The following is a 12,235-nucleotide window of genomic DNA, read 5'->3' on the forward strand; positions in this document are numbered from 1 at the left end:
GCCAAAATTTTGACAGACATGTTTTCTTTTTACTCTGATGAAGTGTGAACTGATAAAGCTAACAACGGTGCATACCGCCCAAATACCCTGCGCCCTAGGCATTTTTAGCCCTGAGCAATCTGGCGATATATTACCAGTCCATACAGTATAAATCAGTCTTATATCAAACGAGAGAAGGAATGCCCCCATCAACGGGTGAGAAAACGTGGGATGCCTGATGCTAAATAGAAGGTTAAGCTGTTGTGTGCTCAAACTCAGAAGCAGAATGAGAGTAAACCACCACACGATCTCGCCCGCTTTTTTTAGCTTGGTACATAGCTGAATCGGCTAGAGATATGCTCTCATCTACGCTGAGGTGATGATCGGTTATGGTGTACACGCCGACGCTAACGGTAACTTTTTCCGGCCCCTCATGTACGTGGACCTCTTCTGACACACGATTGCGGATATTCTCAGCAATTTTTGACGCTGATTTTGAATTTAACCCTTTAAGAATAATAGCAAATTCTTCACCACCATAGCGCGCAACCACATCCGTTTTACGCACCGATGCCACCATCGTATCAGCAACACGACGAATCACTTTGTCGCCAACGGGATGACCATAGCCATCGTTGATACTTTTAAAGTGGTCAATATCAATAAAAAAAAGTGAAACTGGTGATGCCTCAGAGGCCCCTTTAATCCGGCTAGCCAGCGTTTTGTTAAAGTAACGCCGATCGTACAGATGGGTTAGAGAGTCGCGGATAGAATTCTCATAGGATTCGAGGTAATCCTCCAACCCTTTTTGATAAAGCTTGTAGATGTCATAAATAAACGCGAGGACAACAAACAGCGTAGCCAGTACCTCAAACAAATGAGACCCATACCATGCCAGCGAGGATACGTATTCACTGCGCCACATCAACAAGATACTGCCAAGAAACGCTAAGCAACTGAGGCTAAGACTAACCCAGAATCCATTAACCAACTTAGTAAAGAAAACAACCGTGAATGTCGTTATTACCCAAATAATTATCAAGGCATTACCAATATGCGAGCTCCACAGGCGACGGTAGTTAAGATCATCCGTCTCAATTATTGGCAACCGGAATATATCGTTTTTACTTATAATCACAATGGCAAAACCAATGGCTAAAAATATCACAATAGAACAACTGATAACTACAACGCTTTTGTTTGAATACTTTTCTTTGCGCTTTACATAAAAAAACACAGAGAGTAAAAACAAAATACCCATTGAAAAACTGCGAATAACAAAGTCTACAGCAAGAGAGTTTGCACTTTCATTAATATTATATTCAGAGATAAATACGCCGGGATACATAAATAAACTATTCGCCAGAAAAAGACTAGATAATCCATAGGCACTAGCAACGGCAATTAAATGTAAGTGTGTGTTTTTAAAATGAAAGCGAATCAATATAATTATTGTTAAAAACATATGTAAAACAAAGACAATCGCGGTAGATGCAGGAAAAAAAGAGCGTAGAACATCCACCCGATGAGCACCAAAACGGATAAAAAAAGCAAATAGACAAAATAGTAATAGAAATGAAACCAAACTTAAAAAATGACCTTTTGCCAGAAACGTTGATTTTTCTTTTTCTAACATAGCGAACATCCTGTTCCCTTTCCCATTTCAATAAGGAATGAGTTCTTTCGATTTAATTAATTTAGTCGCGTAGAAAATATCATTATCTGCGCAAGCATTCAAGTAGCGAAAATTGAGTTATTACAATTTATATATAATAACAATACATCAAAATTATAATTACCCCAATAAATGATCGAATTTCAATATACTTACCATTCAATTAAACAGCTGTAATTATTTATTTTAAGAAAAATTCTATTCGATTAATTAATCTATAATTGATAACTCTCTATATTTAACAGCCAATAACGAACTATCTAAGCAAAAAACACCCAAGTAGCCCTCTTAGCCCCCATACCTTCAGAGCCACGCAACCGTTTTCGTCACTATAAACACGTGATATACTTCGCGCCTCTTTACTCGCTCAGCGATGCTGAGTTACCAAAGTCAGTTCGTTAAACAGGAGCTTGCCATCAATGTCAGCCAATGTTGTTCCGGCTAACCCATCCGAGGCAAAAATTGCCATCGTGATGGGTTCCAAAAGCGATTGGGCCACCATGCAGTTTGCCGCCGAAGTTTTGACCCAGCTTGATGTTAAGTTCCATGTCGAAGTGGTTTCTGCTCACCGAACTCCTGACAAACTCTTCAGCTTTGCCGAACAGGCCAGCGAACGGGGCTTTGACGTTATTATCGCCGGTGCCGGTGGTGCAGCTCACCTGCCTGGCATGCTGGCGGCCAAAACATTAGTTCCTGTGCTCGGCGTGCCCGTACAAAGCGCAGCGCTTAGCGGCATAGACAGCCTCTATTCCATCGTGCAAATGCCTCGCGGTATTCCTGTTGGCACGTTGGCTATTGGCAAAGCCGGCGCTGCAAACGCAGGATTATTGGCTGCACAAATTTTAGCACTACATGACCCGATGCTCGCGCGTCGCATGACCGCATGGCGTCAGGCGCAAACAGATGAAGTGCTGGCGCATCCCGATCCACGGGAGGAAGCATGAAGCCTGTTTGTGTTTTAGGTAATGGCCAACTTGGCCGCATGCTACGTCAGGCGGGTGAACCGCTGGGGATCACCGTTTTTCCTGTCGGACTCGACGTTGATCCCGAAGCCGTTCCTTGGCAGCAAGGTGTTATAACGGCCGAAATTGAACGCTGGCCAGAAACCCCGCTGACCCGAGAGTTAGCTCGCCACAATGGTTTTGTTAACCGCGATATTTTTCCACGTCTAGCCGATCGTTTAACTCAAAAGCAGCTGCTGGATGAGCTGAACTTAGCCACCGCACCGTGGCAGCTATTAGCCTCAGCACGCGAATGGCCGGAAGTATTTGCCAATATCGGTCAATTCGCGATAGTGAAGCGCCGCACCGGTGGCTACGATGGTCGTGGTCAATGGAGAATTCGCCCCGGTGATGAAGCTGAATTACCCGAAGATGTTTACGGTGAATGTATCGTTGAGCAAGGCATCAACTTTTCAGGCGAAGTGTCATTAGTAGGTGCACGTGCCCATGATGGCCATTGTGTGTTTTATCCTTTGACACACAACCTGCATGAAGATGGCATTCTGCGAACTAGCGTCGCCCTTCCTCAGCCAAATACCCAGCTCCAGCAGCAGGCAGAGCAGATGCTCAGCGCTATCATGAATGAACTTGGTTACGTCGGCGTGATGGCGATGGAGTGCTTCGTGGTGGGTGACGGTTTACTGATTAACGAACTTGCGCCGCGCGTCCATAACAGCGGGCACTGGACGCAGAATGGCGCATCGATAAGCCAATTTGAATTGCACCTACGCGCTATTCTGGATTTGCCACTCCCAACACCAGTAGTCAGTTCATCGTCAGTTATGGTTAATTTGATTGGCACCGAGCTGAACTACGAGTGGATGGCGCAACCATTAGTACATCTTCATTGGTACGATAAAGAAGTACGTCCAGGACGCAAGGTCGGCCATCTCAATTTGAATGACGTTAACGCTTCACTTCTCGCCACTGCGTTAAATGATCTTACGCCTCGGCTACCGGCGGAATATCACAGCGGGCTGCATTGGGCGCAGCAAAAACTTCTCGCCTGATTTTAGCTATCAAAAACGGAGCCCAAAGGCTAATGCAGATCGTTTAAGAGATCGAGATACACGGGGCTAGCACACCGCGGGGCGCTCCGGCAGCTAAAGCTGCTACGACCCCATCGGTGTACTTCCCCTAAAATCATGCTTAAGTGAACAACATTAGCCCAAAGGCTCCGTTTTTACTTCACAAAGATAAACTAAGTATATAATGGCCTCAATGGCGCTGAATTTTCACGCCCCATTATTTCTGCGGTACGCGCCGAATAGATAACCACACGATCGCGCCCTTCTTGCTTGGCTTGATACATGGCCTCGTCAGCGCGCGCAACGCATTGTTCAGCAGTAAGCTCATTTCCCACCACGGTATAAATACCAATACTGATAGTGATTTTTTCGGGAACATCCTGTCCGTAAGGGGAGTCCTGATGATGGCAAATTTTGACCCGTATTTTCTCTGCGATCTCTAATGCATCATTCCGATTAACACCATCTAGCATCACCGAAAACTCCTCTCCCCCAATACGCGCCGCAATATCTGTCTTACGTATCGAATCCTGCAAAGTTTTTGCCACATATTGAATGACGCGATCACCGATTATATGTCCGTAAATATCGTTAATCCGTTTGAAATGGTCAATGTCTGCCACCAGCAGCGTAATCGGGGCATTTTTTGATGCGCTCTTCATACGATTAACTAAAGAGTCATAGTAATAACTGCGATTATATAAACGCGTCATCGGATCACGGATAGAATTATTATAGGAAATCTTATAATCAATACGCGCTTTTTGATAAAGCTTAAAAATATCAAATAAGAAAGCCAGCATAACAACAAACGTTGCAAGCACTTCAAAAAGATGAGCGCCATACCATGCCAGAGACGTCAAATATTCGCTGCCGCTAAGCAGCATAGTGCTACCTAAAAAGGCAATACAGCTAAGACTTAGGCTAGCCCAAAAATTATTTTTCACGCCAGCAAACCACATCACCGCACAGGTTGTTCCACCCCAGAGTAAGACCAAATATAGCCCGACCGATGAACTCCAAAACTGCTGATAAGAAAGGCTTCCTTCATCAACAATCGGCAGACTTAAAACCAAGCTATGGCTGGAAACAAAATAGGCGGTAGCCAACAGAATAATCGTCAAACATGTGCACAGAACCATAACCGAAATCATATTAATAAATCGGTTATTCCATAAGCGGTAAACCACTAAAGATAAAAGAAAAAATATCGCCATGCTTGCGCTACGGAAGATAAAATAGATAGCCAGATCGTTAGCATTAGTGCCAATCCCTCCCTCGGTAAAAATAACCCCAGGATAACTAAGCAGTTTACTCATAAGGTAAAGAGAAGAAATACCATATGCGAATGCCAGTACAACCAAATAAAGATGCTTTCTATCGACGCTAAATTTCATCAGCATAAATAGCGCTAGTAAAACATTCAAAACAAGCGTTACCGATGTGGAAACAGGAAATAATGCCTCTAATGCAGGAAGTCTGATATAGCCAAACATACGAAATAAAACAAAAAGCACAATCAATAATACAATTGAGAAAATTACAAACTTATTTACTTTAATATCCCCACCACTAACTTCTGTTTTTTTCATATTTAAATTCCTTTTAAATATTAACAAAAATCCATATATCCCATAAAAATATCATAACCTGATATTACTTATGAACTGCATCGCATGCAATTATTTGCACCAAAAACATATGGTTTTACCGAATAAACGAGTAAATACCTCGGGATTTATATAGCAATTAATCAGCGGAGCGGGTATTAACAAAGAAATACATTGAATAATATATCAATGAGCACGCCAACAACGGCGCGCTCATATCGATTATCGTTTAAGCAAACGAGCGCCTAAGAAACCACCGCACAATGAAAGCAGCAGCGCACCGCTAATAGGAACTAATACCCACATTAAGTAATTTGGCTGCCACGGGAAGTCAAACACCTGTCGTTGCAGCAACCACAATGCCACTTCTGCACCAGCCGCAGCCGCAATACCGGACACCAATCCTAATAAAGCAAACTCGCTCCACAATGTACGGCGTAATAAACACATCCCAGCACCGAGTGTGCGATAAACCCTTAACTCCTGCCGACGCTGCTGCATGCCCACTTGCACCTGCGCCATGAGTAGCAATACACCGCAGATAATCACCAGAATCACCATCACTTCTAAAGCGCGGCTTACCTGCTGTAAAACCTGACTCGCCTGTTGCAATATTGCGCCAATATCAAGCAGGCTCAGCGTTGGAAATTGCCGATTAAGCTGAGTCAGTAGTTGTTCGTTACCCACATAACGGAAGCTAGTTAGCCACGTTTGCGGCTGTCCGTCTAACGCATGCGGAGGGAAAATGAAGTAGAAGTTTGGTCGCAGGCTTTCCCAATCTACTTTACGCAGGCTGGTGATTTTGGCGCTAAAGCTTTGCGTATCACCGCTAAACGTCACTTTATCACCAATCCCCAAGCCAAGGCGTTCGGCAATTCCCTGTTCGATGGAAACCTCACCGGCCTTCGGTGGCCAATACCCCGCCGTTAACGGATTGTGCTCAGGTAACTTATCTTGCCACGTTAGATTCAGCTCACGGTTAACTGCTTCTCCACCCGGCGCATCTTCAGCAATTAACTTTGTCGCCTCATGCCCGTTAATTTCAGTTAAACGCACGCGCACCACGGGATAAAACGTACGCGCCTCAACCTGATGTTGCTCAAGGAAATTTTTTACCAGTGGAACCTGCTGCTCCGTCATATTCATCAGAAAATAGTTCGGGCTGTCCGGCGGCAATTGCTGCTGCCAACGATCGAGCAAATCACCACGCAACACGAGCAGCAAAGCCAATAGCATGAACGACAGTGAGAACGCCGCCAACTGGCTGATTGTCGCCGCAGGTTGGCGCAATAAGCGGTTAACCGCTAAACGTAACGCCAAATTCTTAAGCGTGAGCCTGCGCAGAACAACTAACCCTCCCCAGCCCACCACGCTAAGCAGAAACGCCAGTGCCACCATGCCCAACAGCAGTGACCACAGCAGCGTGCTCAGCCCAACTAGCGATATCAACCCCGCGACTAAAATCAGTGCCGTGATCGGAAGGTAATAACGCAGCGGCCACACCACGCGAAACGCATCGCTACGTAGCACGCGCAGCGGTTGAGTGGCTATCAGTTGGCGATAAGGCCTTAACCCAACCACCAGCGAAATCAGAACCATGCCCCCTAGCGCCCAAACCCAAGGCCAGCCTCCCGCAGCGGGAAGTGCGGCCGGTAATACCGGTGCCAGCAAGCGGATCAATAGCGCTTCAAACAAGAGCCCTAGCGCGCTTCCCGCAACACCAGATACCAGCAGCAAGGCCAACCATTGTCCTGCAATTAAACGCAGCAGCGTTTTACGCCCAGCCCCCAGCGTTTTTAAGATCGCCACCAGTTCATAGCGGCTTCGGCAGTAATGGTTCATCGCAACGGTGACCGCCGCCACCGCCAGTAAAAGCGTGAGTAACGCGGATAACAGCAAAAATTGCTGCGAGCGCTGCAATGATTTACCCAGTGTCCCGCCCGATTCCTCCAGCCCAAACAGCTTTTGGTCAGGCTTCAACTGTGGCGTCAAATACTGCGTAAACCGTTCGATAGCATCAGCGGGGCCTGCAAACATATAGCGATAGCTCAGACGACTGCCCGGCTGCACTGCGCCCGTTTTATCGACATCAGCAAGGTTGATGAGAATTCTTGGCGCGGTTTGAAATGGGTTAAACCCGTTATCAGGTTCCTGCACCACCACGCCAGCCACTTTTAGCGTCGCGTCCCCGACATCTAAGCTATCCCCCACTTTTAAATTCAACAGCGAGAGCAAACGTGAGGCGACCAGCACTTCGCCCGGCTCAGGACGTAATCCGGCAGGCTGCGTAATTAACTCGCCATACAGCGGATAAAGCGTATCCGTTGCTTTTACATCTGCCAGCTGCGGTCTATCTCCAGCAAACGTCATGGTAGTAAACGAAAGCTGGCGACTCACGCTCAACCCATCGTGCTGAGCCTGCGTCAGCCACTGTTCATCGGCCGGATGTGCGCTACGCAGAACTTTATCACCAGCCAGAAAATCACGGCTTTGTTGACTCAGCCCGCGCTCCATTCGATCACTGATACTTCCCAGTGCCAAAACGCAGGCCACTGCCAACGTTAAAGCCATCCAAACAATCAATAACGAAGGCGATTTCCACTCGCGCCAAAACCAACGCAGAATCATGCTTCCTCCTGCAATACGCCTTCAACCAAGCGCATACGACGCTGGCATCTTGCTGCCAACTGAGGATCGTGAGTCACCAAAATCAACGTGGTATCAAAATCAGTATTCAAGGAAAACAGAAGATCGGCGATGCGATCGCCGGTGTGACGATCGAGATTACCGGTTGGCTCATCGGCAAATAGAACCTTGGGACGCCCACTGAACGCACGCGCCAACGCCACACGCTGCTGTTCTCCCCCTGAAAGCTGCGCCGGTAGATGGTTCAAACGCTTGCCCAGCCCGAGCTGCTCTAATAGCTGCACCGCCTGTTGACGGCTTTGACGATCGCTATCACCACGCAGCAACGCCGGCAGTTGAACGTTCTCCAGTGCTGTTAGCGTAGGCACTAGCATGAAAGACTGAAACACAAAGCCAACGTCACGTGCACGCAGCGCCGCCCGTTGTTCTTCGTCCATTTGATCTAAACGCTGGCCTAAAAGGGAAACCTCCCCACGCGTTCCATCATCTAAACCGGCTAAAATCCCCAGCAGCGTTGATTTACCCGAGCCAGACTCGCCAATCAACGCTAATGTCTGCGCAGGTTTGACAACCAGTTCAACTCCGGTAAGGATGGAAAGCTGACTATCACCTTGACCGACCTCTTTGGCTAAATGATGAACTTCAAGAACATTTTCCGTTGGCATATCCCTTTCCTTCTTCTATTCAGCCTGTTATGTGGGCGGGCAATGGCCGCTGATACATTATTAATATTAGGCGACAGCCTTAGCGCAGGCTATCGGTTACCGATTGCCGATTCATGGGCCACGCGTCTTGCGCAGCAATGGCAAAAAACAACACCACCGGTTTCCGTGGTGAATGGTAGCATTAGCGGCGATACCGCCGATCAAGGCCTTGCCCGACTCCCCGCGTTGTTGAAACAACATCAGCCGCGCTGGGTATTGATTGAACTCGGCGCTAACGATGGGCTAAGAGGCTTTGCTCCTACCGATATCGAAACTGCCTTAGGAAAAATTATTACTCAGGTACAACAGGCGAAAGCGCAGCCACTACTGATGCAAATTCAACTACCGCCTAACTATGGCCGTCGCTACACCGAAGCCTTTGCGGCCATTTATCCTAAACTCGCAAAACAACATCAAATACCGCTTATTCCATTCTATATGGAACAGGTAGCGCTAAAACCCGAGTGGATGCAGCAGGACGGATTGCACCCAAACGGCGAAGCACAGCCGTTTATTGCACAATGGATGAGCAAACAGCTCCACCCGTTGCTGACGAATCCCCATCAGTAATGTTTTAATTAAACATCTTTAACGCCGTGCCAACAGGTTTACATAGGTAAAGTTATGCAAAAAGCCATCCTTATCACCGGCTGCTCCAGCGGAATTGGACTTACCGCAGCACAGGATCTCCGCAATCGGGGATACCGCGTGTTAGCCGCGTGTCGCAAGCCGCAAGACGTTGAGGTGATGCGCGATCTGGGCATGGAAGGTATTGAGCTGGATTTGGACGACAGCGAAAGCGTGGAACGTGCCGCAGCCGAAGTGATTCGTATCACTGAGGGGCGCCTTTATGCGCTGTTTAATAATGGCGGTTTTGGCCTCTACGGCCCGCTTAACACCATCAGCCGAGCCGAATTGGAACGGCAGTTTGCCACTAACCTTTTTGGCACCCACCAGCTCACCCAGCTTTTATTACCCATTATGCTGCCACACGGTGAAGGCCGAATTATTCAAACCAGTTCAGTGATGGGACTCGTCGCCACGCCTGGGCGTGGTGCTTATGCTGCGAGCAAATTTGCGCTTGAAGGCTGGTCTGATGCATTGCGTATGGAGCTGCGCGGCAGCGGTATCCATGTTTCGCTCATTGAACCGGGTCCGATAGACACCCGTTTCACTAGCAATGTGCATCAAATGGAGAAAGATAAACCGGTGACCAACCCGGGTATTGCGGCGCGCTTTACGCTCACACCTGATGCCATTCTGCCTAAGCTACATCATGCCTTAGAAAGCAAAAGACCAAAGCTTCGTTATCCGGTCACGCTGGTCGCACACGCGCTAACCGTGCTGCGCCGTATTTTGCCAGGAAGGTTACTCGACAAGGTTCTGAGTGGTAATTAACGGCTTGGCATTGCAAACGGCCAGATAAGCCCCATATCGTTTTTATATGTTTAAGCGTCTGAGAGAACAAAAGAATGCTAAATAATTCCGTGATCAACGTTACCGAAGCCAACCTACATCAGATGCTAGAGCAGTCTGCGTCTATTCCGGTGCTGTTCTACTTCTGGTCTGAACGCAGCCAGCATTGCCTACAGCTCAACCCGATTCTCGACAAACTCGCGTCAGAATACGCAGGCCAGTTCGTGCTGGCTAAAGTAGACTGCGACGCAGAGCAAATGGTGGCCTCACAGTTTGGCCTGCGTGCCATCCCAACGGTTTATCTCTTTAAAGATAGCCAGCCTGTGGATGGCTTCCAAGGGCCACAGTCTGAAGAGTTCATTCGCGAATTGTTAGGTCGCTTCTTACCAAAAGAAGAAGAGCTGAAAGCCGCACAGGCAGCTGAATTCATTGCCGAAGGCAAAATGGCCGAAGCCTTACCGTTGCTGAAAGAAGCGCGCGCGCTGGATTCTAAACGCAGCGACATCGCTCTAATGCTGGCCGAAGTGCAGATCGCGCTCAACCGCAGCGATGAAGCAGAAGCCGTGTTGGCGACCATCCCAATGCAGGATCAGGACTCTCGTTATCAAGGCCTCGTAGCGCAAATCGAATTACTGAAACAAGCCGCCGATACACCTGAAATTCAGCTGCTGCAAAAACAGGTAGAAGCTGAGCCTGAAAATGCGGTCATTGCCGCTCAACTGGCTTTACAGCTGCATCAGGTTGGACGTAACGAAGAGGCCCTTGAACTGCTGATGGTTCATCTACGCAAAGATCTGACCGCCGCCGACGGCGCTGCGCGTAAAACCCTGATGGACATTCTTGCCGCATTGGGGAATGGCGATGCATTGGCGTCTAAGTATCGGAAACAACTGTATTCATTGTTGTATTAATCAATCGCTATTCATTCTCGATCCTAATGCCGCCGATATTAAATCAGCGGCATTTCATAATAAAATCTGATATATAAAATTTTTTGAATAGCTTCTACTCATTCCTAAAAAGCGCCTCAAAAAATAAAGATTGATCGAAATCAATATATTAGCCTCATCTAAGAAAAAATATGATTACCCTCGCTTGATAATAGACAACCTTAATCTATCATTTTTAGTGATAGTTTAAGGCCGATGATAAACATCGTTCTCCCCAGCTATCACCAACTCTATTTTCATTAAAAGATGTTTGTCTCTGATATAACAAGAGAGGATAAATCATGGGTAAAAGTCCAAGTATTGAAGAAATGGAAAAGAAAGATAAAAAAAGCCGTGAATATTTAGATGAAATAGCCAACGAATTAACTAACAAACTCGGAAATACCTACGCAACGTTAGAAAAAGAAGCGGAAAATTTCTATAAAAAAGAACATGAAAAACCTTGGTCTAGCGATCTTTATATTACGGGAAAACAGTTTGATTACCAATCCGTGCAAGAATGGTCGCTCGCATCTGTATCTGCCATTATTAATAAAATATCCGCGGCGGTTATTGGCACCGTCGATGGAAAAGTAGAAAATCTGCCAGCAGGAACTGATGCAGGAGATAAAGCACAGGATATTAATAAAAAGTACGACATGAACAAGGATAAGCGATTATTAATTGCGACTAACTGCTTTAACCTACTGGCCGGTATCGTTGGCTCGTTCGGCAATGCCACCTCCATTACCGTGAAGCACGGTACTAAGTCAGACCCTATTGGTGGTGGGCTACGAATTTTCGGCTCCGTCGGAACCCAAACTTTCCAGCGTTCCTCTTTCTTTAATAACGAGAAAATCGCAACCTATCAGTTTGCTTATATTGTGAGATTTTCCGTTGAAGAGTTTGAACTGCAGGCAAAAATCGCGCTTATCGATCAGTACCAAAACACGTTAAACGTGACAAAATTTGCCTCAGATAAAAATGACCAACAGTTCTTTGAGGATAAAATCACCTATGAACAGTGGTCGGTAATGTCTGCAAAATTTGAAAAAGTCATGGAAGATGTATTAAAGAAAATACGAGAACTCGATCCGAAAAAAGAAAGAGGAACACAATTGGCCAAAGCATTCATTGCCCATGACATTCTGTACAAGATACTTTACTCCGGTAATAAATTTTTATTAAAAGCAATAAAACACAGAGAGGCTATTCTAGCAAAAATATAATTAAACCCTGAATAAATC

General features: G+C 46.5%; 10 protein-coding genes. 6 read left to right on the top strand and 4 right to left on the bottom strand.

The window, feature by feature from the left end; genetic code table 11:
• Positions 1-232 precede the first annotated feature (232 nt).
• A complete protein-coding gene (locus tag RSC70_RS19155; RefSeq protein ID WP_332543200.1) occupies positions 233-1,615 on the bottom strand; it encodes a sensor domain-containing diguanylate cyclase in 1,383 nt (460 codons plus the stop codon).
• Positions 1,616-2,073: 458 nt separating this feature from the next.
• Here RSC70_RS19155 and purE point away from each other — a divergent pair, with 458 nt between their 5' ends.
• A complete protein-coding gene (purE, locus tag RSC70_RS19160; protein WP_332543202.1) occupies positions 2,074-2,598 on the top strand; it encodes a 5-(carboxyamino)imidazole ribonucleotide mutase in 525 nt (174 codons plus the stop codon).
• On the top strand, positions 2,595-3,665 hold the full coding sequence (purK, locus tag RSC70_RS19165) for a 5-(carboxyamino)imidazole ribonucleotide synthase (protein ID WP_332543204.1): 1,071 nt from the start codon (positions 2,595-2,597) through the stop codon (positions 3,663-3,665). The genes purE and purK overlap by 4 nt, the downstream gene beginning before the upstream one ends.
• 191 nt (positions 3,666-3,856) lie before the next feature.
• Here purK and RSC70_RS19170 read toward each other — a convergent pair whose 3' ends face one another.
• The 3 genes from RSC70_RS19170 to ybbA all read right to left on the bottom strand — a co-directional run bounded on the left by RSC70_RS19170 (position 3,857) and on the right by ybbA (position 8,604).
• Entirely contained in the window at positions 3,857-5,275 is a 1,419-nt protein-coding gene (locus tag RSC70_RS19170; protein WP_332543206.1) for a GGDEF domain-containing protein, read from the bottom strand.
• Positions 5,276-5,515: 240 nt separating this feature from the next.
• Complete coding sequence (ybbP, locus tag RSC70_RS19175) at positions 5,516-7,921, bottom strand: putative ABC transporter permease subunit YbbP (RefSeq protein WP_332543208.1); 2,406 nt, start codon at positions 7,919-7,921, stop codon at positions 5,516-5,518.
• A complete protein-coding gene (ybbA, locus tag RSC70_RS19180) occupies positions 7,918-8,604 on the bottom strand; it encodes a putative ABC transporter ATP-binding protein YbbA (protein ID WP_040044494.1) in 687 nt (228 codons plus the stop codon). Before ybbA ends, ybbP begins: the two co-directional genes overlap by 4 nt.
• On the opposite strand from ybbA, the gene tesA reads away from it, so the two are divergent.
• From tesA to RSC70_RS19200, 4 genes are all read left to right on the top strand, one after another.
• Positions 8,575-9,213 carry a multifunctional acyl-CoA thioesterase I/protease I/lysophospholipase L1 gene (tesA, locus tag RSC70_RS19185; protein ID WP_234619162.1) on the top strand — a complete coding sequence of 213 codons (639 nt, stop codon included), beginning with the start codon at positions 8,575-8,577 and terminating at the stop codon, positions 9,211-9,213. The two genes, ybbA and tesA, sit on opposite strands and share 30 nt — an antisense overlap.
• Positions 9,214-9,267: 54 nt before the next feature.
• On the top strand, positions 9,268-10,041 hold the full coding sequence (locus tag RSC70_RS19190) for an SDR family oxidoreductase (RefSeq protein WP_063585719.1): 774 nt from the start codon (positions 9,268-9,270) through the stop codon (positions 10,039-10,041).
• Positions 10,042-10,115: 74 nt separating this feature from the next.
• On the top strand, positions 10,116-10,970 hold the full coding sequence (locus RSC70_RS19195; protein WP_332543211.1) for a co-chaperone YbbN: 855 nt from the start codon (positions 10,116-10,118) through the stop codon (positions 10,968-10,970).
• Between the two features lie 320 nt (positions 10,971-11,290).
• Complete coding sequence (locus RSC70_RS19200; protein ID WP_332543213.1) at positions 11,291-12,217, top strand: hypothetical protein; 927 nt, start codon at positions 11,291-11,293, stop codon at positions 12,215-12,217.
• Positions 12,218-12,235 lie beyond the last annotated feature (18 nt).

It is taken from the genome of Hafnia sp. (assembly GCF_036648275.1).
Classification (GTDB): domain Bacteria; phylum Pseudomonadota; class Gammaproteobacteria; order Enterobacterales; family Enterobacteriaceae; genus Hafnia; species Hafnia alvei.